The sequence below is a fragment of the Mesoterricola sp. MK458 genome (assembly GCF_055384935.1).
The window spans coordinates 4,591,067-4,616,323 of record NZ_AP045075.1; the positions used below are offsets into that span (position 1 = coordinate 4,591,067).

The 25,257-nt window shown below is 69.0% G+C and carries 25 protein-coding genes; 8 read left to right on the forward strand and 17 right to left on the reverse strand.

Features of this window, described 5'->3' with window-relative positions; genetic code table 11:
• From ACZ5LB_RS20005 to ACZ5LB_RS20035, 7 genes are all read right to left on the reverse strand, one after another.
• On the reverse strand, positions 1-348 hold the full coding sequence (locus ACZ5LB_RS20005; RefSeq protein WP_464603971.1) for a cystatin family protein: 348 nt from the start codon (positions 346-348) through the stop codon (positions 1-3).
• Between the two features lie 137 nt (positions 349-485).
• Positions 486-1,040 carry a hypothetical protein gene (locus ACZ5LB_RS20010; RefSeq protein ID WP_464603972.1) on the reverse strand — a complete coding sequence of 185 codons (555 nt, stop codon included), beginning with the start codon at positions 1,038-1,040 and terminating at the stop codon, positions 486-488.
• A gap of 116 nt (positions 1,041-1,156) precedes the next feature.
• Entirely contained in the window at positions 1,157-1,525 is a 369-nt protein-coding gene (locus ACZ5LB_RS20015; RefSeq protein ID WP_464603973.1) for a cupin domain-containing protein, read from the reverse strand.
• Positions 1,526-1,558: 33 nt separating this feature from the next.
• Positions 1,559-4,783: an alpha-mannosidase gene (locus tag ACZ5LB_RS20020; RefSeq protein ID WP_464603974.1), complete on the reverse strand. Its 3,225-nt coding sequence runs from the start codon at positions 4,781-4,783 to the stop codon at positions 1,559-1,561.
• 11 nt (positions 4,784-4,794) lie between these two features.
• Entirely contained in the window at positions 4,795-7,242 is a 2,448-nt protein-coding gene (gene ptsP / locus ACZ5LB_RS20025; protein WP_464603975.1) for a phosphoenolpyruvate--protein phosphotransferase, read from the reverse strand.
• Positions 7,239-7,538: a PTS fructose transporter subunit IIB gene (locus ACZ5LB_RS20030; protein WP_464603976.1), complete on the reverse strand. Its 300-nt coding sequence runs from the start codon at positions 7,536-7,538 to the stop codon at positions 7,239-7,241. The genes ptsP and ACZ5LB_RS20030 overlap by 4 nt, the downstream gene beginning before the upstream one ends.
• Positions 7,535-8,563 (reverse strand): PTS fructose transporter subunit IIC, encoded by a 1,029-nt coding sequence (locus ACZ5LB_RS20035; RefSeq protein WP_464603977.1) that lies wholly within the window; start codon positions 8,561-8,563, stop codon positions 7,535-7,537. Before ACZ5LB_RS20035 ends, ACZ5LB_RS20030 begins: the two co-directional genes overlap by 4 nt.
• Positions 8,564-8,665: 102 nt before the next feature.
• Here ACZ5LB_RS20035 and ACZ5LB_RS20040 point away from each other — a divergent pair, with 102 nt between their 5' ends.
• Both ACZ5LB_RS20040 and ACZ5LB_RS20045 read left to right on the forward strand, forming a co-directional pair.
• Entirely contained in the window at positions 8,666-9,493 is an 828-nt protein-coding gene (locus ACZ5LB_RS20040; RefSeq protein ID WP_464603978.1) for a helix-turn-helix domain-containing protein, read from the forward strand.
• A 29-nt stretch (positions 9,494-9,522) separates the two neighbouring features.
• On the forward strand, positions 9,523-9,993 hold the full coding sequence (locus tag ACZ5LB_RS20045; RefSeq protein ID WP_464603979.1) for a hypothetical protein: 471 nt from the start codon (positions 9,523-9,525) through the stop codon (positions 9,991-9,993).
• Between the two features lie 4 nt (positions 9,994-9,997).
• On the opposite strand, the gene ACZ5LB_RS20050 is transcribed toward ACZ5LB_RS20045, so the two are convergent.
• From ACZ5LB_RS20050 to ACZ5LB_RS20060, 3 genes are all read right to left on the reverse strand, one after another.
• Entirely contained in the window at positions 9,998-11,476 is a 1,479-nt protein-coding gene (locus tag ACZ5LB_RS20050; RefSeq protein WP_464603980.1) for a hypothetical protein, read from the reverse strand.
• Positions 11,477-11,537: 61 nt separating this feature from the next.
• On the reverse strand, positions 11,538-12,770 hold the full coding sequence (locus ACZ5LB_RS20055; RefSeq protein ID WP_464603981.1) for a hypothetical protein: 1,233 nt from the start codon (positions 12,768-12,770) through the stop codon (positions 11,538-11,540).
• Positions 12,771-12,791: 21 nt separating this feature from the next.
• Positions 12,792-14,117 (reverse strand): hypothetical protein, encoded by a 1,326-nt coding sequence (locus ACZ5LB_RS20060; protein ID WP_464603982.1) that lies wholly within the window; start codon positions 14,115-14,117, stop codon positions 12,792-12,794.
• Between the two features lie 283 nt (positions 14,118-14,400).
• Between ACZ5LB_RS20060 and ACZ5LB_RS20065 the strand changes: the two genes are divergently transcribed.
• Positions 14,401-15,987, forward strand: a complete 1,587-nt coding sequence (locus ACZ5LB_RS20065) for an immunoglobulin domain-containing protein (protein ID WP_464603984.1) — start codon at positions 14,401-14,403, stop codon at positions 15,985-15,987.
• A 3-nt stretch (positions 15,988-15,990) separates the two neighbouring features.
• Here the strand turns inward: ACZ5LB_RS20065 and uraA are convergent, their stop codons facing one another.
• On the reverse strand, positions 15,991-17,292 hold the full coding sequence (gene uraA / locus ACZ5LB_RS20070; RefSeq protein WP_464603985.1) for a uracil permease: 1,302 nt from the start codon (positions 17,290-17,292) through the stop codon (positions 15,991-15,993).
• 58 nt (positions 17,293-17,350) lie between these two features.
• Positions 17,351-18,055: a 16S rRNA (uracil(1498)-N(3))-methyltransferase gene (locus ACZ5LB_RS20075; RefSeq protein WP_464603986.1), complete on the reverse strand. Its 705-nt coding sequence runs from the start codon at positions 18,053-18,055 to the stop codon at positions 17,351-17,353.
• A 54-nt stretch (positions 18,056-18,109) separates the two neighbouring features.
• On the opposite strand from ACZ5LB_RS20075, the gene ACZ5LB_RS20080 reads away from it, so the two are divergent.
• The 3 genes from ACZ5LB_RS20080 to ACZ5LB_RS20090 are packed head-to-tail and all read left to right on the forward strand — an operon-like array spanning position 18,110 to position 21,996.
• On the forward strand, positions 18,110-19,162 hold the full coding sequence (locus ACZ5LB_RS20080; RefSeq protein ID WP_464603987.1) for a bifunctional UDP-4-keto-pentose/UDP-xylose synthase: 1,053 nt from the start codon (positions 18,110-18,112) through the stop codon (positions 19,160-19,162).
• Entirely contained in the window at positions 19,159-20,832 is a 1,674-nt protein-coding gene (locus tag ACZ5LB_RS20085; RefSeq protein ID WP_464603988.1) for a glycosyltransferase family 39 protein, read from the forward strand. The genes ACZ5LB_RS20080 and ACZ5LB_RS20085 overlap by 4 nt, the downstream gene beginning before the upstream one ends.
• 9 nt (positions 20,833-20,841) lie before the next feature.
• Positions 20,842-21,996, forward strand: a complete 1,155-nt coding sequence (locus tag ACZ5LB_RS20090; protein WP_464603989.1) for a cysteine desulfurase family protein — start codon at positions 20,842-20,844, stop codon at positions 21,994-21,996.
• An 18-nt stretch (positions 21,997-22,014) separates the two neighbouring features.
• Here ACZ5LB_RS20090 and ACZ5LB_RS20095 read toward each other — a convergent pair whose 3' ends face one another.
• Together ACZ5LB_RS20095 and ACZ5LB_RS20100 are read right to left on the reverse strand one after the other, a co-directional pair.
• Positions 22,015-22,572 (reverse strand): dihydrofolate reductase family protein, encoded by a 558-nt coding sequence (locus ACZ5LB_RS20095; RefSeq protein ID WP_464603990.1) that lies wholly within the window; start codon positions 22,570-22,572, stop codon positions 22,015-22,017.
• A gap of 60 nt (positions 22,573-22,632) precedes the next feature.
• Complete coding sequence (locus ACZ5LB_RS20100) at positions 22,633-23,037, reverse strand: VOC family protein (protein WP_464603991.1); 405 nt, start codon at positions 23,035-23,037, stop codon at positions 22,633-22,635.
• Here ACZ5LB_RS20100 and ACZ5LB_RS20105 point away from each other — a divergent pair.
• Both ACZ5LB_RS20105 and ACZ5LB_RS20110 read left to right on the forward strand, forming a co-directional pair.
• Complete coding sequence (locus tag ACZ5LB_RS20105) at positions 22,954-23,433, forward strand: AbrB/MazE/SpoVT family DNA-binding domain-containing protein (protein ID WP_464603992.1); 480 nt, start codon at positions 22,954-22,956, stop codon at positions 23,431-23,433. The genes ACZ5LB_RS20100 and ACZ5LB_RS20105 overlap by 84 nt on opposite strands.
• A complete protein-coding gene (locus tag ACZ5LB_RS20110; protein ID WP_464603993.1) occupies positions 23,430-23,813 on the forward strand; it encodes a PIN domain-containing protein in 384 nt (127 codons plus the stop codon). Before ACZ5LB_RS20105 ends, ACZ5LB_RS20110 begins: the two co-directional genes overlap by 4 nt.
• 5 nt (positions 23,814-23,818) lie before the next feature.
• Here ACZ5LB_RS20110 and ACZ5LB_RS20115 read toward each other — a convergent pair whose 3' ends face one another.
• The 3 genes from ACZ5LB_RS20115 to ACZ5LB_RS20125 form a co-directional block, all read right to left on the reverse strand.
• Positions 23,819-24,043 carry a BrnA antitoxin family protein gene (locus ACZ5LB_RS20115; RefSeq protein ID WP_464603994.1) on the reverse strand — a complete coding sequence of 75 codons (225 nt, stop codon included), beginning with the start codon at positions 24,041-24,043 and terminating at the stop codon, positions 23,819-23,821.
• A complete protein-coding gene (locus tag ACZ5LB_RS20120; RefSeq protein WP_464606340.1) occupies positions 24,040-24,285 on the reverse strand; it encodes a BrnT family toxin in 246 nt (81 codons plus the stop codon). Before ACZ5LB_RS20120 ends, ACZ5LB_RS20115 begins: the two co-directional genes overlap by 4 nt.
• Positions 24,286-24,515: 230 nt before the next feature.
• Positions 24,516-24,989 (reverse strand): methyltransferase family protein, encoded by a 474-nt coding sequence (locus tag ACZ5LB_RS20125; protein ID WP_464603995.1) that lies wholly within the window; start codon positions 24,987-24,989, stop codon positions 24,516-24,518.
• Positions 24,990-25,257: the final 268 nt, after the last annotated feature.

The window sequence follows — 25,257 nt, forward strand, 5'->3', positions numbered from 1 at the left end:
TCAGATGCGGCTCGCGGAGGTGAGGTGCCACTTCCCGTCCAGGCTCTGGTACGCCACGAACTCCCAGTCCATGGTCCCTTCCTCGTCCAGCACCCGGGCCACCAGCTTGACGTTGAGGCCCGCCACCACCTGGGTGTAGGCCCGGGTCACGTCCAGGAAGGTCAGGTTGGGCAGCTTCTGCTGGAGGAAGCTTTTCGCTTCCACCACCTGGGGCTGGTCGACGGGGGTTGGCCGGTAGTCGCCCACGAGGATGGAATCGCCGCCCGGCGTTCCGGCAGGCTGTGCGGGGGACTGGGCGGATAGGGCGAGCGTGGGGCAGAGGAAGGCTACGAGAACGAATGCGTTCACGGGAAAACTCCAACAAGGCGAGGCCGTATGGACGGCGGCAATGATTAATGAATTACCAAGAGGTGCGAATCGAGGTTGCGACTCAATCCACGTTTCAAGTCTGGCTTATTTATTGTATTTGTCAATAGGTCGATAAATCAGTCCACTGGAATGGCCATTGGCTCGAATGCGGGTAGAAATGCGGCCGGATGGTCTAGCGAATTCAGTTCCTGGAGTGAATTGTGATGAATAATGATGTTCCCACTTCCGACCGCGATGGCATCCATGACGTACTGTTTCACGGCCCCATCATCCGCCCGGTCCATGGGGGGTCCCACGTGCTGGTCCACGAGCTGGATGGAAATGCGGGGCGTGGAAAGGAATTCCACACTGGCGACGTATTCGGCGTAATAGCCCAGGGCGTCCTTCAGCAGGAAATCCCGGTAGAGGTAGCCGCCGCTGCGGTTGAAGATGAGCAGGACGCGCCCCTGGGGCGGCAGGGTGGCGCTCTCGCCGACCTTGGACAGCTCGGCCCGCACCTTTCCCGTGAACTTGTCCACGAGGGTCAGGGTGCCCCGGCCGGGCTTGGGGCCTTCGGCCAGGGCCAGGGTCCAGGGCCGGCCTGACCGGTTCACCAGTTCCGTGCGATCCTGGGCCCCCAGCCCGGTGGCCAGACCCAAGACGATGAAAAGGGAGGGGATCCTCGGGGGCATGTGGAACGGGCGGGCGGATCCGCCGGGCCTCCATGGCCGGACGTTGGGTGGGATTCGAGCACGGCGCCGCCGGGGACGCCCCGCTGAAGAAGGTTCCCGAAATATGTATTATTAATTTATTTCCGCAAGGGGGACCCGGGGTCCTGCCGGGTGAGCAGGCCGAAGAACACGAGCCGTTCCCCGGAGTCGTTCACCAGCCCGTGGGTGTGGCCCGCCTTCAGGATGAAGAGATCCCCCGGCCCCACGGGGAACCGTTCCCCGTCCAGGATCCCGGTGCCGTGGCCCTCCATGATCAGGTAGAGCTCGTCGGTGTTGGGGTGGGGGTGTTCCCCGATGCTGGAGCCGGGCTCCAGCACCGTGCGCCCCGCGCCCACGACCCCGTCCATGGCGCCCATGCCGAAGTAGTCCCCGCTCGACGCGGGCCCCGACCCGCCCCGGATGGCCATCTTGGGTTCCATGGGCAGGTCGGAACATCTGCGGATCATGCGTTCTCCAGTCCCCCGGAGTATATCGTCAGGTCACGGCCTGGCGAACCGCGCCTGGAAGGCCGCGTCCCGCAGGAGTTCCGGGAAGAGGGGACGCAGGGGCAGGACGTCCGTGTTGTCCACGGAGGCCGCGGTGGCGGCGAAGACCTTCACGTTGCGGTCCCGGGGCAGGGTGAGGGTGGACGCCCCCTCCGGAATCTCCACGGGCACGGAGAACATGTAGCTGTATTCGTACACCCGGTCCTCGCCCTTGGCGTGGAGGTGCGAGGCCCACCAGGCGGGCCTTCCCGGGGCCAGGAAGGCGGGATCCAGGCGCAGCATGGGATTGTCCACGCTGTAGGTCTTCTCGGAGACCTCGCCGTCGAAGACCCGGTTGTCCCAGGAGCCCACGTAGCCCGTCCAGGCCGGCACCGGCACCGTCACGGCCGAGGCGCCCGCCTTGAACACGGCGCTGGCATTGCCCACGGAGGCGGCCAGCAGGAGGTGCACCTTCCGGGTGCCCGGGGGCAGGGCGAGGGTCTGGCCGTCGCAGGCCACGGCGTTGGGGGTCCGGGGCGCGCGGGGGCCCATGCGGAAGGTGACGCCCGCGGCCTGGACCGCGTCCTCGATCATCTCGGCGGGATAGCCCGTGAAGGCGCCGTCCATGGCCCCGTCCTCCCGGTGGCCGTCGGTGGTGAAGGCCTGGAGGTTGAAGGGCAGGTCCAGGGGGGTGGAGGCCGGCGCGGGCAGGGCCGCGGGCGCGTCCAGGGCCAGCCCGAGGGTGCGGAGCTGGTAGGGCTTGAAGGCCAGCTTGAGGGCGCCGTCCTTCACCGCCACGGTGCCCAGGGGGCGCTCGAGGCCGTCCAGTTCCCGGGCGGCGCGCACGGGGCCGGCGGCCTTGAGGGCCACCTCCGCGGGGGCGCCGTCCAGCTCCTGGAGGCGGACCACGACGCCGTTGCCGTCCTCGGCGCGCTTCACGGCCTGGATGGCCACCTGGGCCCCGGACACCTGCAGCAGGCTGAAGGCCCGCCCCAGGGGCCCCGCGTGGGGGGCGGCCTGGAAGGCCTCCAGGGGCCGGTCCTGGCGCTGGGCCAGCCAGGGGCTGCCGGCCTTGCGCCAGTCGCCCTTGTGGCCGGCGATGCCGTAGGTGAAGGCGTGGCGGCCCCAGTCCTGGAAGCGCTGCTCGCGGTAGTCCTTGTCCACGCCGGGCGTGTACAGGAGGGTCAGGCGCAGGGTGTGGTCGTCGGGCTTGTCGGACCCGTACTTGGCGCCGGTGAGGACGGTGACGCCGTAGTCGCCCTTGGCGTCGGTGAGGTCCATCCAGCCGTGGGTGGGCACCTCGTACTTCTTTGGATCGTTGTTGCCCCGGGAGATGGTGCCCAGGTCCCAGTTGTAGGTGGCCTGCGGGTTGGAGACGGCCAGGGGCAGGTCGGCCTTGAGGGAGCTCTGGGAGGACTTCCAGTCCACGAGGTTGGCCACCTCCACGCGGTCGCCGCCCAGGGTGAGGCTGAAGGTCTGCTGGAAGCGGGAACCTTCGGACTCGCGCTCCACCTGGAGCGACACGCGCACGGGGCCGTTTTCCAGCACCGAGATGCGCGCGGGGCCCGAGACGAAGGCCCGGGCGGGCTTCTGGCGGTCGTGCCAGTCCATGTTCCACGCCGGCCACCGCGAGGGCTTCTCGTGGTGGAAGGCCAGGCGTCCCGGCCCCGAGAGGAGCTCGCGGCGGTTGACCTTGTCGTAGACCCCGCCCAGGTCGCCGGAATCGAGGAGGGTCACGCGGTAGCGGGCGTTCTCGATCACCCGCGCCGTGGCGGAGAGCTCCCGGCTCCCGGAGGCCGGGCCGGCCTGGAGGCCGAAGACCGCGAAGCCCACGGAGGGCACCTTGGCCCGGAAGATCACGTGGGACTTCCCGTCGGGGCCCACGGTGAGCTGGGTGGGCAGCTTGCGCCCGGCGCCGTCGGTGGCCACGAGGCTGCCGGCCTTGGCCAGGGCCTCGGGGACCAGGGCGTCCACCACGTCCTCCCGGGCGATGCCCAGGGGATTGAAGACCACCAGGGGCACGCCCTCCACCCGCGTGTCCAGGCCCCGCGTGACGGCGGCCACGCCGTCCTCCAGGCTCCCCTGGAAGGCCTTGGCCGCCAGGAGCTCGTCGTTCCAGGCGTATTCGTAGCTCTTGGGCAGGGAGGTGCCGGGCAGGATGTCGTGGAACTCGTTGCGCAGCACCAGGCCCCAGGCCTTCTCCAGGGTGGCGGCGGGGTAGGGGGCCGCCCCCAGGAGGAGGGCCGCGGTGCTGGCCTTTTCCGCCGCGTCCGCCAGGAGCTCGTTGCGGCGGTTCACGTGCTTCATGAAGGCCTGGGAGGAGAGGGAGCCCGCGGAGTGCTCGATGAGCAGGAGGTCCCCGCGGTAGGAGGGGAGCTTGGCCTTCTGGGCGTCGGTGATGGCGTTGAACATGAGGTCGGCCCGGCCCGCGACCACGTTCACGGGGCCCTTGGCCTTGAGCCCGGCCCAGAGGGTCGCCAGCGAATCCGGGAAGGGCGACCCGCCCTCGTCCCCGTTGCCGTTGTAGAGGTAGTCCACCTTCAGGCCCGAGGCCGCGCCGTTGGCGTCCAGGCGCTTGACCCAGGCCTCGCCGTCCAGGGGCGCGGTGAGATGGGCGTCGTAGGTGCCCGCGTTGAGGGCGGCCACCACCGAATTGCCGTCGGGTCCCTCCCAGCGCCCCACGTTGAAGGGGATGCCGTTGGCGGAATGCCAGGTGAGCTTCTGGGTCGAGAAGCCCTTGAGGCCGCAGTGGGCCAGGATGGAGGGCAGGGAGGCCGGGAACCCGAAGCAGTCCGGCAGCATGAAGTCCGAGCTCTCCGTTCCGAATTCCCGCTTGAAGAAGGTGTGGCCCACCAGGAGCTGGCGGATGATGGATTCCGAGGCGGGCACGTTGACGTCCGATTCCTCCCAGGCGTTGGAGGACGGCCACCACTGGCCCTTGGCCACGTAGGCCTTGAGGCGCGCGTACTCGGCGGGGTAGTACTCCTTGATGAGCTGGTAGCGCCCGGCGCCCGACCAGTTGAAGACGTATTCTGGGTGCTCCTCCATGATGCGGAAGTTGTCGTAGAGCGTGTTGCGGAGCATCTCCCGCACCACCAGCGGGTAGGCCCAGCGCCACTGGGTGTCCAGGTGGGAGTAGTTGGCCACGAAGAGGGTCCGCCCCTTCTCGAGGTCGGGCGCCGCGGCGATCAGCGAAGCCAGGGAGGTGGTGAGGGAGGCGGCGAGGAGGGTTCTGCGCATGGGGCGTCCTGTCAAAGGGGGGTGATGACCTGGTTCGTGAGGTGCGTGAGGATGGCCTGGGACGTGGGGGCGTTCCGCAGGGCGTCGCGGAAGCCTTCGTCCATGAGCTTGCGGGCGAGGCGGGCGAAGACGCGCAGGTGCTCCTGGCCGCCGTCGCCGGCGGGGGTGGCCAGGAAGAGGAGGCAGTCCACGGGGAGCCCGTCCAGGGAACCCCACTCCACGGGCTCTGCCAGGCGCAGGACTGCCAGGGACGGGGTTTCCACGGCGAAGGACTTGCAGTGGGGCACGGCGAAGCCGAAGCCCACGCCGGTGGCGTAGGTGAGTTCGCGCTCCCAGGCGGCCTCCTCCAGGGCCAGGGGGTCCCGGGCGCGGCCCAGGGCCGCAACGCGCTCGGCCAGGAGTTTGATGGCCTCCTCCTTGGTGGCGCAGGAGGCGCGGGCCTCGATGAGGTCCAGGGTGACCAGGCCCGCGTCCCCGGGGCTCCCGCCGCCCTCGCGGAGCAGGGCCTCCACCGCCTCGGCGTCGCCGGCCTCCAGGGCGCGCCCGGCCAGGGCCCAGCACCGGTTCGAATCCAGGCCGGCGAGGACCCTGCGGGCCTCGGGCAGGAGCGCCGGGGCCATGCTCAGGTTGCGGAAGCCGAGCCCCACCAGCAGGGGCAGCAACCGCGACCGCCCCGCCATCTCGCCGCAGAGGCTGAGGGGGCGGCCGGAAGCCTCGGCCACGATGCGCGCCAGCACGCGCAGCGTCGCCGGATGCCAGTCGTGCCAGTCCTTGGCGACCCGCGCGTCGCCGCGGTCCGCCGCGAAGAGATACTGCACCAGGTCGTTGGTCCCCACGCAGAGGAAGTCGGCCTCCCGGGCCAGGGCCGCCAGGTTCAGGGCGGCGGCGGGCACCTCCACCATGATGCCCAGGGGCAGGCGGGAGCCCTCCGCCTCGGCCATCAGGGCGCGCACGGCGCGGATCTCCTCCGCCTCGGCGACCATCGGGATCATGAGGCGCAGGTCCCCGTGGGCCGCCGCGCGGGACGCGGCCCGCAGCTGGGTCCTCACCAGTTCCGGGTGGACGGCGTACCAGCGCACGCCGCGCCGGCCCAGATAGGGGTTGGCTTCCGGGGGCAGCGGCAGATAGGGCAGGGGCTTGTCGCCGCCCACGTCCAGGAGGCGCAGCACCACGGGCCGGCCCGCGGCGGCCTCCAGCACCTGGCGGTAGGCCAGGTACTGCTCCTCCTCGCCGGGGGCCGAGGCCCGGTCCAGGAAGAGCATCTCCGAGCGGAAGAGCCCGATGCCCTCCGCCCCGCACGCGAACGCCGATTCGGCCTCCGCGGCGCCCAGGATGTTGGCCTGGAGCTCGATGCGGACGCCGTCGGAGGTGAGGCCCGCCTCGGGGGCCGGGCGCCGGGACCGCTCCCGGGCCTCGACGGCGTAGTAGGCGTCCAGGGCCGGCGGCGGGTCCGCGACCAGCAGGCCCCGGTCCCCGTCCACCGTGATGCGCTGGCCCGGCGTGAAGGCGGGCCCCGGGGCCCCGGCCACGCAGGGGATGCCGAAGTTGCGTGCCAGGATGGCGGTGTGCGAGGTGGCCGCGCCTTCGGCCAGCACCAGGCCGCGCACGAGGCGGCGGTCCAGGGCCAGGAGCCGGGAAGGGGTGAGGTCGTGGGCCACCACCACGCAGGGCCCGGGCAGCTCCAGGACGTCGGGCGCGGCCCCGGTGAGTTCGGCCAGGAGCCGCTCGCCCAGGTCCTGGACGTCCAGGGCCCGCTCCCGCAGGTAGGCGTTGCTTGAGGCCAGGAGCCGGGCCCGGGCCCACCGCACGCCGCGGTCCACGGCCGCGGGGGCGCCCGAAGCGAGGTCCGCCTCCATCACGGCGATCCACTCCCCGTCCTGGAGCATGGCGGCCTGGGCCTCCAGCACCGCGGAGCGGGCGGGATCGCCCGGCTGGGCCGCGGCGGCGCGCAGGGAACCGAGCACGCTGGCCAGGGCGGCGCGCAGGGCCGCGCGGGCCTGGCCGGGATCGGGGCAGGGCCCCGGGAGCGCCTGGGGCCTGGGGGCGCGGGCCATCACGGCCGGGCCCGAGCCCACCCCGGGGGCCACGGGGACGCCCTCCCGGAAGGCGCACCCGGCCCGGGCGAGGATGCGCCGGACGGCGATGCCGGCCCGGGTCCCGGGGCGGTCCGTCTCCCCCGGCCCGTCGCAGGCCAGGAACTCGCCCTGGATGAACCCGGACAGGTCCGCCAGCGCCTTCTCCCCCCCGGGACCCTCGGCCTGGATGCGGCAGGGGTCCAGGTGGCGGGTGTCGGTGGCCAGCAGGCCCAGGAGGTTGGCCAGGGGCGCGCGGGCCCCGGTGCGGTCGTTGACGAGCACGCACTGGGCGTCGAAGGCCAGGGCCCGGTCCCGCAGCACGGCCGCGGGCCGCGCGTGGAGCCCGCCCGGGAGGGGAAAGGGGAAGGCGGCCTCCAGGGTCATTGGAGGCGGCTGAAGATCTCGGCGGGATTCCGGATGGCCTGCTGCACCGGCACCTCCAGGACCCGGGGCACGGCGGCGAAGCGCTCCCGGCCGGTCACGGGGATGTCCGCGGCCAGGATGAGGGCGTCGGCGCTTTCGATGTCCTTGTCGGTCAGGCGGTTCTCCACGCCCATGGCGCCCTGGGTCTCCACCTTGACCTGGTGGCCCAGGGAGGTCCCGGCGCGCTCCAGGCACTCCGCGGCCATGTAGGTGTGGGCGATGCCCGTGGGGCACGCCGTGATGGCGATGATCTTCACTTGGCCTCCTTGGGCCGGCGGGCCCTGACGAGATTCATGGCGACGGCCACGGCGAGGGTGCCCGCCAGGATCGAGACGAGGTACCACAGGCGGTGGTCCACCACGGGCATGACGATGAGCCCGCCGTGGGGGGCGTGGTCCCCCACCCGGCCCAGCATGGCCAGCACCGCCCCCAGGGCGGAGCCGCCCATGATGACCGGGATGACCCGCAGGGGGTCGGCGGCCGCGAAGGGGATGGCGCCCTCGGTGATGCCGATGGTGCCCATGGCCAGGGCGGCCAGGCCCGATTCCCGCTCCTGGGAGCTCCAGCGGGACGGGGCCAGCAAGGTCGCCAGGCCCAGGCCCAGGGGCGGGATGCAGATCGCCGCCGCGCAGGCGCCCATGACGGCCACGTTGCCCTCCTTGATCATGGCCACCCCGAAGAAGAAGGCGGTCTTGTTGACGGGGCCGCCCATGTCGAAGGCGATCATGGCCCCCAGCACCAGGCCCAGGAGCACCTGGTTCCCGCTGCCCAGGCTCCGGAGCGCGTGGCCCATGCAGGTCATGAGGTCCCGGATGGGCGCCCCCAGGAGGCCGTACATGAGCAGGCCCACCGCCAGCGACGACAGGACCGGGATCACCAGGATCGGCATGATGGGCCGGAGCATCCGGTTCACGGGGATCCGCTTGAGGAGCATCACGGCGCCGCCGGCCAGGAGCCCGGCGATGATGCCGCCCAGGAATCCCGCGCCCACTGCGTTGGCCACGAATCCCCCCACGAAGCCCGGCACGAGCCCGGGGCGGTCCGCCATGCCGAAGGCGATGTAGCCCGCCAGCACCGGCACCACCAGGGTGAAGGCCGCCGACCCGATGTCCAGGACCACCTTGAGCAGGGGCGCGTTGGTGAAGTCGGGCCCCACTCCGGGCCGCATGGGGGCCAGGGCGATGGAGAAGGCGATGAGGATGCCCCCGCAGGCCACGAAGGGGATCACGTGGGAGACCCCGCACAACAGGTATTCCTTGAGGTGCTTCAGGGCTTCGCGCATGACCGCTCCGGGGGGACATGGAGAGCATAGGGGCCGGGGGACCCCCCCGGATAGCCGCACTTCTGGCAGAATGTTTGCACTTTCTGACACCGGACCCCGCCCATGCCCGAACTCGCCACCTTCGCCCCCACCCCCCTCGAGGAGGCCTGGGGCCTCTACGCCACGGCCGTGGGTTCCGTGGAGGGCGGCATGGGCGCCCCGGCCTCGGGGTGGCGCCTGATCTACTTGGTGCGTGGAGAAGCCTTGCTGGGGCGGCGCCCGGAGCGGGTGGAGGCGGGGGAGGTGGTGCTCCTGGACGGAAGGGGGGGCTGCGGGCTGGTGCCCGACGCCCGCCGGGGCTGCACTCTCCACCACGTGGACTTCGGCGGCGCCTGGATGGAGCGGTGGGCGGGACTTGACCTTTTCGGCACCCTGCCCCGGGTGGTGCGGGCGGGGTTCGACGAGGGCCTCCTGGGCGGCATCGTCAAGCTGCGGGAGCTCGCCCGCGACCCGCGGCCCGGCGCGGGCCTGCTCATGGCCGGGGTCCTGGGCGACCTCCTGGCCAGGCTGGAGATCGCCGCGCGCCAGGGCGAAGGCGAGGGCCGGAGGGGGCGCCTGGTGCGCGACGCCCGGCGCATCCTGGCCGATCCCGCCGTGGACCGGCTCAACCTGGAGGCCGCGGCCGCGGAACTGGGGGTGAGCTACTCCTGGTTCCGACGTAGCTTCCGGGCCCAGACGGGGCTCGCGCCCCAGCGGTACCGCCTTCTCCTGCGCCTGGACCGGGCCTGCCGGATGCTGGCGGACTCCAGCCTCACCGTGGGCGCCGTGGCCCAGGCCCTGGGGTTCAGTTCGCAGGCGTACTTCGCGCGCATGTTCCGCCGGGAGACGGGGCTCTCGCCCACGGTCTGGCGCTCGAAGCGCGTGAACCTTGAGGGCCATTCCGGCACCTGATGGGCAAGGAGATCCCCATGGGTTCCAGGATGTTGATCATTGCGGCGGCCCTCGCGCTGGTGGCGGGCCAGGCCTTCGGGGCCGAGCGCACGCTGGTGATGGTGAAGGCCGTGGGCGTGAAGAACTCGGCCCGGACCTTCTCCTGGTCCGTGAGCGAGAACGGCGTGTTCTCCGCGTCCCGGAACGGCGAGGCCTTCCGGGTGCCGGCGGGCAGGACCCTCGTGATCACCGAGGCCTCCTTCACCCTGCGCGGGAAGGTGAACCGGTCCGCCCGCGCCGTGCGGCTGGGCATCGTCATGAAGCAGGGCAGCTCGTCCTACGACCTGGCGGGGGTCACCACCCGCCTGGAATCCCGCCTCACCGAGAACATCGTGGGCAAGCGGTTCTCCCCGGGCCTCCTGGTGCCCGCGGGCTCCGAGGTGCGGGGCGAGCTGGCCGAGCTGGAGGCGGGCGGCACGCCGGTGACCCTGGACGTGGACCTGTACGGCTACTACCTGTAGCCGGCTAGGGCGCCGGGGCCGGCGTGACGGTGAGGGCCAGGTTCGTCCTGGGCGCGGGATCCTCCACCAGCTCCGGCGTGAGGATGATCATGAGCTCGGCCTTGGAGGAATCGGCCAGGGTGCTGGAGAAGAGGGATCCCAGCAGGGGGATGCGCCCGAGCCAGGGGATCCCGTTGCGGGTCTTGGCGGAGCTTTCCTTGGTGAGTCCGCCCAGCACGAGCACTTCGCCGCTCACGGCCTTCACCGTGGTCTGCTCCTCGGAGGTGATCACGTTGGGCACCTGGGCGCCGTTGATGAGCGTGAACCCCGCCACGGCGGTGACCTGGGGGTAGAGGCTGAGGACCATGTCGTTGTCCATACCCACCTGGACGCCCACCTGGAGGTACACGCCCACCTTCATCTCGGCCACCCCGAAGATGGGCTGGCCGTTGTTGTCCCGGGCCTTGAAATCCGGATAGCTGTACTTCTGGCCGTCGAGGATGAAGCTGCGTTCCCCATCCAGGATCATGAGGGTGGGATTGGAGAGCGTCTTGGCGAGGCCCTTCTGCTCGAGGGCGTTGATGGTGGCGGAGACCACCAGGGGGGCGTGGGCGAACTTCCCCAGGCGGATCCCGTCCACCAGCGCCGCGCCCGAGCCCGGGGAATCCTTGAGCGGGTTGCCGAGGCCGTCGACGTTGGGCCGTTCCGTGGCGCTGAGGGTGAGCGAATTCATCCAGTCCACCCCGAGGTTCTTCTGGGCGCTTTCGCTGATGGAGATGATCTTGACGCTCAGGCGCACCATCTTGCGCGGACGGTCGAATTTCTGGGCCAGCGTCAGGGCCCGCCGGACCATGTCCGCGGGCCCGGAGATCACGACGTCGTGGGTGCGGTGCATGATGTCGGTGGCGCCCATGGCCTTGATCGCCGACGCCTGCGAATCCCCGTTGGAGCCCTCCTTGAGCTCGGGCGAGAGGAACAGGGGCCCCGGGACGACCTTGATCCCGGGCAGGAGGCTGGCGAGGGTGGTGGCCAGGGACGTGGCGCTCACGCGGCGGCACCGGTAGGTGGCGTCCAGCTCGGTCTCGCCGGCCTGCGGGTACTTCAGGCGCAGGTCCAGGGACTGGCCCACCACGTAGCCCTCGTCCACCTGGCGGTAGTCCAGGCCTCCCGCGGCCAGCACCTGGGCCAGGGCCTTCTCGAAGGGCAGGTCCCTGAAGCTCAGGGTGACCAACTGCAGCGGCATCTCCAGGATGGACATGGGCCTGCCGCTTTGCCGGGCCAGCTCCTTGAGGATGGCCCTCACGTCCTGCTGGGTGGCGTCCAGGGTGAAGCGCGGCCCCGGTTCCACGGCCGGCGACGGCCCGTTGGGGTTCAGCACGGCGAAGGGGGGATTCTGCGACGCGCTGAAGACGGGCTGGGCCGGGCCCTGCGCGGGGGCGTTCTGGGCCGCGGCGGCGCCGGCCAGCGCCAGAAGGAGAAGGCTCGGGTAGGTTCTGCGGGGCATGGGGGGTCCAGGGTGGCGGAATTGCCAGGGAAACCGGATTCCGCCGCGGGGGCGGGAAGCCTCATTGCGCCCGGAAATCCCTGGTCGGATCGGGGTTGGGTGACCGGGGAAGGGTTTCGCAGAAGAAGCCCACGACCTGGGCGCCGCTGGCCGTGAGGGTGAGCCTTCCGCTTTGCACCGTGGCCTTCTCCACGGAGAAGGGGCCCAGGGCCTTGACGTTCGCGGCGCCGCCGGACCAGGCGCCGGAGAGTACCAGGTTGCGGGACAGGAGCACCCCCGTGACCATCAGCGGCATGATGCCGGGATCCCGGTCGGCGGGGTTGCCGGTGGAGACCATGGTGAACCCGCTGCTCTTCCAGAGGCGCCAGCCGGAGCCTTTGAAGATGCCGGTGTCCATCCAGGGCCGGGCGAAATTCACCCGCTTGGTCTCCATGGTCAGCGTGACCGAACCCAGGAAATCGGGCGGCAGGGCCGGGGACGCGCCCGCCGTCTTCTCGAGGGGCACGGCCAGGTTCGCCTTTGCCAGGCTCTTTTCAGTCTGGGTCAGGGTGAAGGGGTTCCAGCCTGCCGCCTGGAGCCAGGTCTCGGCGGGCGGGGAGCAGGTGACGGAGAACCACTCCTCCCCGTGGCTGTGGTTCGACCAGGCGGCCAGTTCCGAGGTGAGGTTGCTGAACAGGGCCTTGATGTTGGCGTTGTAGTGGTTCTCCAGGTCCTTCTGGGCGCTCTCGATGGCCTGCTGGTTGCCCTTTTCCTTCAGGTCCCGGGCGGCATTGGCCACCGCCGCCTCGAGGTGGGCGGGCACGGGCTTGCCGGTGGTCTTCTGCTCGGTCCTGGCCAGGGTGAGGGCGTCCATGGCGGAGGCCCAGGCGGCCTGGTATTTCAGGTAGTCCGCGTAGGCCGCGGTGGGCTTGCCGGGGCGGGTCTTGTCGTAGATGCTGCGGCGGGCCACCAGGGCCTTCTGCTTCTTGGCCTGGTCCACGAAATTGGTGATTTCCGCCGAAGCCAGGATGGCCTGGTAGGTGGAGGAGACCCTGCGACCTCCGGTGGTGTAGTAGCGGGCCGCAAGGGGGATCCTGTCCGCCAGGCTGGCCACGTGGAAAGGGTCCGAAAGGAAGTCGTCCGTGACGGCCACGCCGGGATGGGCCAGGAGCAGGAAGTCGCCCTTCTGTCCCAGGGCCTCCCCCGCGGAAAAGGATTCCGCCAGTTTCGCGTAGACCTTTTCCACGAGGGCGGTGTCGGGGCCCGCCAGCAGGACCGGAGCGGCGGCGAGGAGGGTGGCGGCGAGGCGCTTCACGGTCAGGGTCCGGGCGCGAAGCTACTTGACCCAGGACGCGGGGGACCGGTCGGGAGCCGTGCCGATCAGGCCGAGGATCTGCACGTCCGGGGCGCTCACGCCGGTGGCGCCGAAGGTGGTGTTGGACTTCTTGCCCGCCTGGGTCTTGTCGTAGCCGCCGGCGAGGGTGAACGGGCCGAGGCCGATCTTGGCCTTCACGGACATTTTGTTCTGGTACTCGCTCATCTCGGCCGCGCTCAGCTTGGTGTCGAGCCTGAGGTCCTTCACGAGGAGCATGGCCGTCGTGAGCACGGGCATGGCACACGTCTTGTTGCGGTTGGTGACCAGATTGCCGAAGGAGATCTCCTTGAAACCCGCCGTGGCCGGGAGCGTCCAGGCGTCGTTCTTCAGGACCAGGTCGTCGAACCAGCTGCGGTAGATGTTCACGCGCTTGACCTTGAAGGAGATCTTCAGGTCCTCGTGGTCCATCAGGGAGGAGGCGCTGTAGTCCGTTTTGGAAAACGCGGCGTCGATGCTGAACCAGGAATGCGAGCCCTTGACGCTGGCGTTGATGGCCTCCCGGCTCATCTTGTTCTCATCGACCTTCTTGGCGTAGTCGAAGGTGACTTCGGTCCAGCCTTCATTCGTCTTCCAGTCCTTGGGCTGGGGGTAGAAGGTGGTGCCGTAGTTGTGATCCACGCTGGCCATCTGCAGCCGGTCGTTCAGCGCCTGCCAGTAGGCGTCGCCGCTCTTGGCCCCCAGGCTCCGGAGGATCTGGGTCTGCTTATCGAATTCGACCTTGCCGCCTTCGTTCTCCCATTTCATCATGGCGGCGGCCTTCTTCTGCTTGTAGAGGTAGGGAGCCTCCTTGCCGTTCTGGGTGGCGGCTTCCTCGTTGGCGAGGGCCTCCCAGTAGGCTTCCCGCAGCGCCTCGTACTTCTTGACGTTGGCCTTGTTGGTGACATGGGCCTTGGCGGCCTTCAGCAGGTCTTCCTCGGTCGGGGTGAGGCTGACCCGGGTGACCGGCTGGGCGTTCTGGGCGATGGCCCGGAAGATCGTGGAGTACCGCATGTTGCCATTTGCCACGAAATTGGGGTTGGCCATGGGGACGGCGTCCACGATGTCGTTGAGCATCACCTTCTGCTCCCGGCTCATCTCCGAGAAGTCGTCGGGCAGCATGGTCCCGGGGCGCTGCAGGATGAGCATGCTCTTGGAATTGTTGGTGCCGAAGAGCAGGTTGTTCAACTGCATGTAGAGCTTGGTCATCCCGTCTTCCGCCCTCTGCGAGGCGGGCTTGGACTGCGCGACGGCCTGGGAACCCGCTGCGAGCAGGCAGATGACAAGGGGGGTCAGGACCTTTCGGTTCATGGAGAACTCCATTGGGGGGGTGATGGCCCTGGACCTGGAAGCGTGGGGCCGGGAAGGGAAGTGCGTTGCCCGTTGACGGTTGGCAAGTTGATCCACAAGTTAGGAACGAGGCGGAATCTGTCAATGAATGATTTTTAAATTGAGATCGTCAAAGCAACCTTGGAATTGCTGAATGCAGGCCACGATTGAACTGTGGCCTTGCCCGACGGCGCGCTTTGGATAAATTATTAATCGACATCCTGTCCATGCCGCCCCCCGCGGGGCCCTGACCCGGGTTGCGACCATGCCATTCCCCTTCCGCTGGCTGACCGGCTTTGCCCTCCTCGCCCTGCTGGGTTGCGGGGGGACGCCCGCCACCACCACCGTCACGCTCCACGGCCCCCTGGACCCCATGCCCGCGCCGGGATCGGCCGTGGTCCTGGAAGCCAGGGTGGTGGACACCGGGGCCGAACCGCCTTCGCACACCTTCCTGTGGCTCAAGGACGGCGTGGAGCTCGAAGGGGTCTCAGGCCCGACGCTGGTCCTGGACCCGGTGGGGCTGGAGGACGCGGGAACCTACCAGGTGCGGGTTACGGGAGGGGACGCGGCCGTGACGTCCGAGCCCTACGACCTGCTGCCGGCGGACAACGCCTGGATTGTCACCAGCGCCGAGGACGACGGGCCCGGCACCCTCCGGGAGGTGCTGAGGAGCGCCGAGACCTTCGAGGGCGTCAACGGCATCCAGTTCGGCCTGCCGCTGGACCAGCCGTGGACCATCCGCCTCCAGGCCGACCTTCCCCCCATCACCGCGAAGGTCCGCATCCTGGGCCCCTCCGGCCGGGTCCTGACGGTGGACGGGGGCGGGGCCCACCGGCCCTTCGCCGTGGACGGAGGGGACGTGGTCCTCGACCGCTTCACGGTGGCCAACGGCCTGGCCAAGGGGGGAGACGCCCCGGGCGGCGGCGGCGGGGCCGCGGGCATGGGGGGCGGCCTGTTCATCAACGACGGCAAGGTGGTCCTCCGGCGCATGACCTTCCTGGACAACCGCGCCATCGGCGGGAACAGCGCGCCCGGCAGCGACGGCGAGAACGGCGGCGGTGCCGGGTTCGGCGGCGACAGCCCGGCCCTGGGCGGCAAGGGCGCCGACGGCGGATGGCTCCTGGGCGTCGGCGGTGAAGGCCACCTGGACGGCGTGGCCACCACGGACGGGGGCGGAGGCCCGGCCGTGGATGGCGACGGCGCCGGGGGCGGCGCGGCCCGCGGCGGGATGCCGAGCGATCCGGTTTCCATCTGGGCCGACAACCTGCCCGGGGGCCCCGCCACCTTCGGTGGAGGCGGCGGCTTCAGCGTGGGGCCCGAAGGGGGAGGCGGGGACGGCGCCTTCGGCGGGGGCGGGGGCAGCAGCGGCGGCAGCGCCTCCGGGCTGTTCCTGCCCGGGGCCGCGGGCGGCGCCGGCGGCGTCTTCGGCGGGGACGGCGTGCCCGGCGACGGGGTCACCGGGGGCCGGGGCGGCGCGGGCGGGGCCATGGGCGGCGCCGTCTTCCTCCGGTGGGGCGACCTGGACCTCCGCGGGTGCACCTTCCAGGGCAACCGGGCCCTGGGCGGCGAAGGGGGGGACCCCGGCATGGGCAAGGGCGGGGCCGTGTTCATCTACGCGTACGATTACGCGGACCCCAGGACCACTTTCTACGAGGAAATGCTGCGGGCCCAGACCTACGCCGGGAACCTGGCCTCCGACCTGGTGGAGGAACCCGCCTTCGACAACAACGACTTCTATGTGGCCCAGACCCTCCTGGCTTTCCGGAAGGTGGGCTCGTCCCTGGATCTCAAGTACCGGATCTACAAGCTGGACCTGAAGATGGGCCTGAAGGTGCGCGCCTTGGCGCCCTGACGGCTACTCGGGCTCGGCCGCCGCCGCGGGCGCGGGGGCGCACTTCTCGCCGAGCCACACCACCACGCCCAGCAGGATGGCCACCACCGTGGCCAGGGCCATGCCCTGGAGCGCCACGTGGCCCAGGGTGATCTTCGCGCCGCTGATGCCCACCACGAAGGTGACGGCGGTGAGGATCAGGTTGGAGGGCCGGGTGTAGTCCACCTTCTTCTCGATGATCATGCGGATGCCGGCGGCGGCGATGACGCCGAAGAGCAGGAGGCACACCCCGCCCATGACGGGGCCGGGGATGCTGCGGATGACGGCGCCGATCTTGCCCACGAAGGAGACGGCGATGGCCACGCAGGCGGCGCCGCCGATGACCCACACGCTGAACACCCTCGTGATGGCCATGACGCCGATGTTCTCGCCGTAGGTGGTGTTGGGGGTGGCGCCCGTGAGGCCGGAGAGGACGTTGGACAGGCCGTCGCCCAGAAGCGAACGGTGGAGGCCGGGATCCTTCATGAGGTCGCGGTCCACGATGTTGCCGGTGACGATCAGGTGGCCGATGTGCTCGGCCAGCACCACGAAGCAGGCCGGGAAGATCATCATGATGGCCTGGAGGTTGTAGACGGGCTTGTAGAGGTGCGGCACCGCGAACCAGGGCGCGTTGCGGATGGCCGTGAGGTCCACCAGGCCCAGGTAGAGGGAGAGGCAATAGCCGGCCACCACGCCCACCAGGACGGGGATGATGCTGAAGAATCCCCGCGCGAAGAGTGAGACCAGGATCACCACGGCCAGGGTGGAGAGCGAGACCACCATGCTCAGCCCGTGGGGCAGGGGCGAGGTGGCCGGGCCCTGCACGAGGCCCGCCATCTGCGCGGCGGTGGGGGCCAGCTCCAGGCCGATGATGGCCACCACGGCCCCCATGGCCGCGGGCGGGAACACCACCTCCAGCCACCGGGTGCCCACCTGGCGCACGATGAGGGAAATGGCCATGAAGAAGAGCCCGAAGACGATGAAGCCGCCCTGCGCGGCCGCGTAGCCGCCCAGGGCCGGCACCGCCAGCACCGCCAGCACCGGAGCGATGAACGCGAAGCTCGAGCCCAGGTAGGCCGGGATCTTCCCGCGGGTCACGGTGAGGTACACCAGGGTGCCCACGCCATTCATGAGCAGCGAGGTGGCGGGGTCCACGTGGAGCAGGAAGGGGACCAGCACCGTCGCGCCGAACATGGCGAAGAGGTGCTGGAGGCTGAGGGGGATCGTTTCGAGGAAGGGGAGCTTCTCCTCCACCTGGATGATGCGCGGTCCCGTGCCTGTGGCCATGAGTTCTCCTTCTGGGTTTGGATTCCCCCATCTTCGCATCGGAATCTTCTCCGGTCCCTCAGAAAAGGCGGCCGGTGAGCGCGGCCACGGCGGTCTCCACCCGCAGGATCCGCTCCCCGAGGTTCACGGGCCTGCATCCGCTGCGGGTGAGAAGCTCCACCTCGGCGGGGATGAACCCGCCCTCGGGGCCGATGACCAGGGTCACGGGCCCCCCGGCGGCGCGGGGGCAGGGCTCGGGCACGCCCGGATGCGCCAGGATAGGGAGGGTGCCCTGGAGGATTCCGGGGAGCTCGTCCTCCGCGAAGGGCCGCAGGAGGCGGCGCAGGTGCAGTTCCGGGAGCACGGTGTCCCGGGCCTGCTCCAGGCCCAGGATCCGCTGCTCCAGGAGGTTCTCCTCCGAGAGCCGGGGGCTCTTCCAGTAGCTTTTTTCCACCTTCCAGGCGTTCACCAGGAAGATGCGGGCCGCGCCCAGGCTCGTGGCCGCCGCCAGGGTGCGGTTGAGCACCTTGGGCCGCGGCAGGGCCAGCACCAGGGTCAGGGGCAGCTTGGGGGGCGGGGGCTGGTCCAGCGTCACGTCCAGGTGCAGCCCGCCCTCCAGGGACGTCACCCGTCCCCGGCCCACGGACCCGCCCAGGAGGCCCACCACCAGCTCGTCGCCTACGCCCGCCCGGTGAACCTCCAGGACGTGCCGAAGCCTCCGCCCCTGGATCCGGACCTTTCCCGGGGCCGTGAAATCCTCCTCCCGGAGGAGCACGAGGTTCATGACCGGCCCGGGGCGACCTGATAGACTGGAGTGTTTTTGTGAACGGAGTTCATCGTGAAAATCCTCATCCTCGGCGTGAACGGATTCATCGGGTCGCATCTCGTGGGCCGCATCCTGCGCGACACCACCTGGGAAGTCTATGGCATGGATCTCGGCAACCACAAGGTGGCCGAATACCTGGGCAACCCCCGCTTCCACTACCGCGAGGGCGACATCAGCATCAGCAAGGAGTGGATCGAGTACCACGTGAAGAACTGCGACGTGGTGCTGCCCCTGGTGGCCATCGCCACCCCCAAGGTCTACGTCACCGATCCCCTGCGCGTGTTCGAGCTGGACTTCGAGGAGAACCTCCGCGTCGTCCGCCAGTGCGTCAAGTACAAGAAGCGGGTGGTCTTCCCCAGCACCTCGGAAGTCTACGGCATGTGCCCGGACGCCGAGTTCGACGAGGAGACCTCGGCCCTGGTCACCGGCCCCATCCCCATGCAGCGGTGGATCTACTCCACCTCCAAGCAGCTCCTGGACCGCGTCATCTGGGGCTACGGGTTCCGGGACAACCTCCAGTTCACCCTGTTCCGCCCCTTCAACTGGATGGGCCCCAAGCTCGACAGCCTCAACACCGCCAAGGAGGGCTCCAGCCGCCTGGTGACCCAGTTCGCCTGGAACCTGTTCAACGGCGAGCCCCTGAAGCTGGTGGACGGCGGCGAGCAGCGCCGCTGCTTCTGCGACGTGGAGGACGCCATGGACGGGCTCATGGCCGTCCTGCGCAACGAGGGCGGCAAGGCCGACGGCAAGATCTTCAACATCGGCAACCCCGCCAACGACCATAGCGTCAAGGACATCGCCGAGCGCATGCTGGAGATCTGGAAGGACCATCCCTTCCGCCTCGAGCGCAACATCCCCCTGTCGCACATCGTGCAGGAGACCAGTGGCGCCTTCTACGGCAAGGGCTACCAGGACGTCCTGGTGCGCACCCCCAGCATCCGGCGCATGCGCGAGACCTTCGGCTTCGAGCCGAAGATCGGCATCAAGGAGGCCCTGCGCAAGGCCATCGACTTCTTCGTGGAAGAGCACAAGGCCATGGAGAAGATCGTGGAGACCGAGGGTTGACGAAAAAGGAACGGGGCACCCTTCTCTGGATCTGGTTCTTCCTTGGCCTGATCCCGCTGTTCATGCGGCCCCTGTGGGAACCTGACGAGGCCCGCTACGCCGAGATCCCCCGGGAGATGCTGGCGAGCGCCGACTGGCTCACGCCCCGGCTCAACCAGGTCCTCTACTTCGAGAAGCCGCCCCTCCAGTACTGGCTTTCCGCCCTTTCCATGAAGACCTTCGGCCTGCACGCCTTCGCGGCGCGCCTGCCCCTGGCCCTGGCCACGCTCATCACCCTCTGGTGCGCGTGGAAGCTGGCGTCGCGGCTGGGGGCGCGCCAGGCCACCTGGGCGGGCTTCATGGCCGGAACGGCCATCCTGGCCTACGTCTGCGCCCAGGTGCTCACCCTGGACGCGCTGTTCTCCGCCTTCCAGGTGCTGGCCCTGGTCGCCGGCATCGAGGCGGTGGCGGCGCGGTTCGAGGGCAGGCCCGCCACCGGCTGGACCCTCCTGGCCTTCGGGGCCCTGGCCCTGGCCATGCTCACCAAGGGGCTGGCGGCGCCGGTGCTGGTGGGCTGCGTCCTGATCGCCTCCCTTCCCTTCGCCTGGTCCTCGCCGCGCATGCGCTCGGCCCTGCTGCGGACCCTGGTGGACCCCCTGGGCTGGCTCCTCTTCGCGGCCGTGGCCGCCCCCTGGTTCATCCTGGTGGAGCGGGCCAATCCCGGGCATGCCAACTTCTTCTTCATCCACGAGCACTTCGCCCGCTACACCAGCCACGTCCACGACCGCGCCGGCTCCAAGAACCCCATCCTGGACAAGTTCTACTTCACGGCCTTCCTGGCCGTGGGCGTCCTGCCCTGGCTCGGCGCCTGCGTGGCGGGCCTGCGCCGGGGCGTGGCCATCCTGCGCCGCACCTCGGGCCCGGTCTCCGAGGGCGCGCCCCTCATCCGGTGGACCGTGGCCGCGGTCATCCTGGGCGCCGCCGTGCCGCTGCTCTTCTACAGCCTTTCCGGATCCAAGCTGCCCCCCTACATCCACCCCGCCATCGTCCCGCTGGTGGCCCTGGCCTGCGCGCTGGAGAAGGAAGGGGAGGAATGGACCGCCCTGGCCCGCGCCGGCAGGGAGCTCATCTTCCTGGGCGCGCTGTTCCTGGCGGCTCCCTTCATCGTCAAGGACCTGGCGGGCCCCGCCTGGATCCTGGCCCTGGGAATGGCCTTCGCCGGCATGGGCTTCTGGGGCCTGAGGCCCCGGGCGCTCACCGGGCCCCGGTTCATGGCGGGCCTGGGCGCGGCCCTGCTGCTGCTCACCTTCGCCGCCTCCCGGGTGGCCCCGCCCACCAAGGACGCCAGCGCCCTCATCCGCAAGGCCCCGGCCGGCGCCCAGTGGATCAGCTGCGGCGACTACTACCAGGTGCTCCCCTTCCTCACCCGGGAGCGGGTGGTGGTGGTGGCGGGCACCGGGGAACTGGCCTTCGGCCGGGACCGCCTGGACCCCGCCACCCGCGACCGCTGGTTCCAGGAGGACGTGGACCGGCTCCTGCCCATGGCCCAGCGCCTGCGCGCCGAGGATCCCGCCCGCCCCGTGGCGGCCCTCATCGACCGCTGGGCCTGGCGCGACCTGCCCGAGGACCAGAAGGCCGCCTTCCAGGTGCTGGCCCGCACCGACAAGAACCTCCTGGCGGTTCTGAGGTAGCATAGGCGGATGCCGGAAGCCCCCGCCTACCTTGACAACAACGCCACCACCCGCCTGGCCCCGGAAGCCCTGGAGGCCATGCTTCCCTTCCTGGGCGACCAGTTCGGCAACGCCGGCAGCGCCCACACCCTGGGCCGGCTCTCCGAAGGGGCCGTGGTCGTGGCCCGGGAGCGCGTGGCCGGACTCCTGGGGTGCGCCCCGGCGGAGCTGGTCTTCAACAGCGGCGGCACCGAGGGCATCAACCACGCCTTCCGCGGCGTCTTCGAGGCCCTGCCCGCAAAGCGCCACTTCGTCACCACCGCCGTGGAGCACAGCGCCGTGCTGGCCTGCGCCGACTGGCTTCGCAAGCAGGGCGCCGAGGTCACCATCCTGGGCGTGGACGCCCAGGGCCGCCTGGACCTGGACGCGCTCGAGGCCGCCCTCACCCCCGCCACCGCCCTGGTGTCGGTCATGGCCGCCAACAACGAGACCGGCGTCCTCTTCCCCCTGGAGGACATCGCCCGCATCGTGAAGGCCCGCGGCATCCTCTTCCACGTGGACGGCACCCAGGCCCTGGGCAAGGTGCCCATGGACCTGGCCCGGATCCCCGCGGACCTCTTCAACTTCAGCGGCCACAAGTTCCACGGCCCCAAGGGCACCGGCGGCCTCTTCCTGAGGCGGGGCCTGCGCCTGCGCCCCTTCATGATCGGCGGCGGCCAGGAGCGCGGCCGCCGCGGCGGCACCGAGAACGTGCCGGGCCTCGTGAGCCTGGGCGTGGCCGCGGACCTGGCCCGCACCCATCTGGCCGGCGTTTCCCGGGTGAGGATCCTGCGGGACCGCCTGGAGGCCTTCATCCTGGACCGCATCCCCGGGTCGACCGTACACGGCGCCCAGGCCCCCCGCGTGCCCAACACCTCCATGATCAGCTTCGCGGACGTGGAGGGCGAAGCCGTCCTCCTGCGCCTGGACGAGGCCGGCATCTGCGTGTCCACCGGCAGCGCCTGCACCACCGGCCAGAAGGAGGCCAGCCACGTGCTCCGGGCCATGGGAGCCCCCGACGCCCTGGGCGCCGTGCGGTTCTCCCTGAGCCGGTACACCACCGAGGCCGAGGTGGCCCGGGTGGAAGCCGTCCTGCCGGGGATCCTGGAGGGCCTGCGGGGGCAGGGGGGCCTGGCGCGGCGATAGGCCTGAATCACCCCATGGTCAACCCGCGCGCCGGTAGTGCATGGCCACCGCGCCGTTGCGGAGTGGATCCGCCGAAATCAACTCGAGCCGTCGCGTGCAGGGCAGACCGCGCCCGTGCAGGGTCGGGCCGTGGCCGGCGATCCTGGGGTGCACGAGCAGCCGGTATTCGTCGATGAGGTCCAGCCGGTCCAGGGCCGTCGCCAGCTGGCCGCTGCCGAGAAGCACGCCGTCCGGGGTGGCGTCCTTGAGCGCCCGAACGCCCCCGCGCAGGTCCCCGGCGATGGGGTGGCTGTTCGTCCAGGGGAAGTCCGTCCGGGTGGAGGACACCACGTACTTAGGCTTGGCGTCCAGCTTCACCGCCCATTCGCGCAACGCCGGCGGCGCCTCCACGTCGCCGCGGGCGACCGCCGGCCAGTAGCTCTCCATCATCTCGTAGGTGACGCGCCCCCAAAGCATCGCCCCGTTCTCATCCATGAGGCGCGTGAAGAAGGCATGGGTCTCGTCGTCGGCGATGCCTTCCCGGTGGTCCAGGCAGCCGTCCAGGGTGAGGTTGATGCTGAAGGTCAGGATTCCCAAGGTGTCCTCCTTCCGGGGTACGCGACGCACCGCCTACGGCTGGGGAAGCCCAACGAAGGCCTACGGCTTGGTGGGCAGGCCCGTCATGTGGAGCAGCCCCCACCCGTGGCCGTCCAGGTCCACGAAGCTGTGGGTGTACATGAACCCGAAGTCTTCCGGCACATCGTACGTCGACCCCCCCGCCGCGATCGCCTTGGCCACCAGATCGTCCACCTCCTCGCGGCTCCCGCAGCTCAGCGAGATCAGGACCTCCACCGCCCGGCTCGTGTCGCACACCGCCTTGGGCGTGAATTCCCGGAATTTGGCATGGGTGCCCAGCATCACGAAGATGGAGTCGCTGATGACGATGCAGGCCGCGTCCTCGCCCGTGAATTGCGGATTGTGCTCGAACCCGAGGGCCTTGAAGAAGGCCATCGACTTGGGCAGGTCGGCGACGGGGAGATTGATGAAAACTTGCCTTGCCATGGCTTCCTCCTTGACCCACCCCTTCGGGCGACGTGCTGGGAAGTTTATGCGAAAACGGGGCGGAAGGGGTTATGCCGGACGAAGGGTGGAGCGACTGGGGGAGGGAACGATGGAGGGGCCAACCCTGTCGGTCTCTGCGGGGAAAAGGATCGAGAGGGGGCTTGCGCGAGTAAGGGGCAAGTCACAATCCCATTAGCAATTAGGCAGGCATTGGGCCTGGATGCGGGGACCCAGCTGAGTTTCGAGCTTTCCGAGGGCGAATTCAAGGTTCGGCCGATCCGCAAGAAAACCTGGGCCGACCTCTGGCAGATGGCCAGTTCGGCACCGCGCCCATCGAAGCCTGTTGATATCGACGCTGCCATTGCGACCATGGTCCGGGACCGGAGTGACCGTTGATTGGCGTCGATACGAACATCCTGGTCAGGGCCATCCTTGGGGATGACCCAAAGCAGTCGCCGTTGGCCCGGAAGGCGATTGAAAAGGCGAGGGGAATTGCGGTTCCAGTGACCGTGATCGTCGAGGTGGCCTGCGTCCTGAAGTCGGTGGGCTGGAACAGGCAGCAGATCGTTGATGCCCTCGGGACCCTGTTGCTGCAGCCCACCGTGCATATGGATCAGGCAGCTGCGGTGCTGGAAGCGCTGGATGCCTACAAGACGGGACCCGCAGACTTTGCTGACTACCTGGCTCTTCACCTGTCAAAGGCGACGGGGGCCCGCAAGCTGCTCACCTTTGATCGAAAGCTGGCAAAGGCACCTGGGGCAGAGAGACTTGCGTGAGCCTCTTACGCCTTGGCCGGCCATGTGATCTGGACCTTGCGGTGCTTGGCCACGCAATCCCGGAGATAGAGGTTGATCAGGCTTTGGTAGGGCACCCCAGCCTCGGTGGCCATGGCCTTGAAGTAGAGCACGACATCCTCGGAAAGCCGCATGGTGACAGGCTTCTTCAGCAGGGAGGCGTAGGGGTTCTTCCGGGCCTTCATTCTGGACAGATCGTATTCTGCTTTCATCTGGCTTCACCCCCGTAGAAGGCACTTTCGGACTTGGTGGCGAGGCGCGCGGAAATGATCCGGATGGCGCTACCCCCATGGCGCTCGCAATGGCAGACGAGCAGCAATCGGGCCAGGGCGCTCAGGCCAAGCATGAGGAAGCGATCTTCCTCCTTGGAATGTTCCTCGTCAAAGAACTGGACAGCGAATTCATCGTAGAAAACGGATTGGGCCTCTTCGAAGGTGATCCGATGTTTCGTGATATTGGCTTATGCCTTGGCGGGATCCCATTCGAACCGGATCGTAAATACAGCGTATTGCTAATTCTGGTGCGGTCAAGACCGCCCTATTTGTTGAAATTTATATATTTGTCATGATTTTGATTCGGCGCATAAGGGATGGGTGCGCTGGCCAGCGTGCCTTTCTGGTGGATGATGTTGATCGGCTTGGGCGCCTGCCTAGTCGATGGCGAATGCAATCGGATTGGAGTTTCCTAAGCCCCTCTATGCACCCTGGGAACGAAACGGCCGGTGTGATTTGAGTAATCCCGGTAATCGTCGCCAAATTGGGCCAGCATCAACTTTTCCTCCCAGGGGATCACCAGGTGCCAGGCGCCGTGGAGAGCAGCCAACCATACGATGGCTATCCAGTGATTGATGAACACGGCAACGCAGGGCGCAGCAATTGAGATGAAGGAAGCATAGAGCGGGTGTCGTACCCAATGGTAGGCCCCTGCGGTGCAGAGCTCATGACCTCGGCGATGGACGGGAAGGGAGCGAAATGACCAGAGGATGCTAAGAAAAGCCCCGAGCGTGCCCAGGATCAAAACCGTCCATCGGAGGCTATCTGGAAAGCAGAGGACCCCCTTGGGGTTCAGTTGCCTGACGACCAAGGCAAGCCACGTTAGAACAGCGCTAGATGCCACGCCAAGCGGGCCGGAGCCGAAGAGTCGGGCAAAGGAGTTCATGGATTGGTCGGTTCCAGATGCTTTCCAGTTTTAGGAATGAAGCGGCCCGTCCCATGGCCTGACGCCGAAGTGGGGTCGGCCCCAACCTGGCGGCACGAGGGGAGGGGAAGGGAGGTTGGAATGACGATACCACCAAGGCGAGAAGTGCAGCTTGGGGCCCGTTTCCCTTGAATTGCTCCCGGATGTCTCCGTCTTGTTTTCACCATTCCTTCAGAGCCGATTCCATAAATTCGAGCTCATAGGACATGGCAAGCGCTGGATCAATTAT

What these genes read in the sequence shown, in the direction of transcription:
- ACZ5LB_RS20090 (WP_464603989.1), top strand. Translation starts at nt 20,842, where the DNA reads ATGCCGGAAGCCCCCGCCTACCTTGACAACAACGCCACCACCCGCCTG.
- ACZ5LB_RS20020 (WP_464603974.1), bottom strand. Translation starts at nt 4,783, where the DNA reads ATGCGCAGAACCCTCCTCGCCGCCTCCCTCACCACCTCCCTGGCTTCG.
- ACZ5LB_RS20040 (WP_464603978.1), top strand. Translation starts at nt 8,666, where the DNA reads ATGCCCGAACTCGCCACCTTCGCCCCCACCCCCCTCGAGGAGGCCTGG.
- ACZ5LB_RS20065 (WP_464603984.1), top strand. Translation starts at nt 14,401, where the DNA reads ATGCCATTCCCCTTCCGCTGGCTGACCGGCTTTGCCCTCCTCGCCCTG.
- ACZ5LB_RS20035 (WP_464603977.1), bottom strand. Translation starts at nt 8,563, where the DNA reads ATGCGCGAAGCCCTGAAGCACCTCAAGGAATACCTGTTGTGCGGGGTC.
- ACZ5LB_RS20045 (WP_464603979.1), top strand. Translation starts at nt 9,523, where the DNA reads ATGTTGATCATTGCGGCGGCCCTCGCGCTGGTGGCGGGCCAGGCCTTC.
- ACZ5LB_RS20100 (WP_464603991.1), bottom strand. Translation starts at nt 23,037, where the DNA reads ATGGCAAGGCAAGTTTTCATCAATCTCCCCGTCGCCGACCTGCCCAAG.
- ACZ5LB_RS20010 (WP_464603972.1), bottom strand. Translation starts at nt 1,040, where the DNA reads ATGCCCCCGAGGATCCCCTCCCTTTTCATCGTCTTGGGTCTGGCCACC.
- ACZ5LB_RS20015 (WP_464603973.1), bottom strand. Translation starts at nt 1,525, where the DNA reads ATGATCCGCAGATGTTCCGACCTGCCCATGGAACCCAAGATGGCCATC.
- ptsP (WP_464603975.1), bottom strand. Translation starts at nt 7,242, where the DNA reads ATGACCCTGGAGGCCGCCTTCCCCTTTCCCCTCCCGGGCGGGCTCCAC.
- ACZ5LB_RS20125 (WP_464603995.1), bottom strand. Translation starts at nt 24,989, where the DNA reads ATGAACTCCTTTGCCCGACTCTTCGGCTCCGGCCCGCTTGGCGTGGCA.
- uraA (WP_464603985.1), bottom strand. Translation starts at nt 17,292, where the DNA reads ATGGCCACAGGCACGGGACCGCGCATCATCCAGGTGGAGGAGAAGCTC.
- ACZ5LB_RS20075 (WP_464603986.1), bottom strand. Translation starts at nt 18,055, where the DNA reads ATGAACCTCGTGCTCCTCCGGGAGGAGGATTTCACGGCCCCGGGAAAG.
- ACZ5LB_RS20060 (WP_464603982.1), bottom strand. Translation starts at nt 14,117, where the DNA reads ATGAACCGAAAGGTCCTGACCCCCCTTGTCATCTGCCTGCTCGCAGCG.
- ACZ5LB_RS20050 (WP_464603980.1), bottom strand. Translation starts at nt 11,476, where the DNA reads ATGCCCCGCAGAACCTACCCGAGCCTTCTCCTTCTGGCGCTGGCCGGC.
- ACZ5LB_RS20115 (WP_464603994.1), bottom strand. Translation starts at nt 24,043, where the DNA reads ATGAAAGCAGAATACGATCTGTCCAGAATGAAGGCCCGGAAGAACCCC.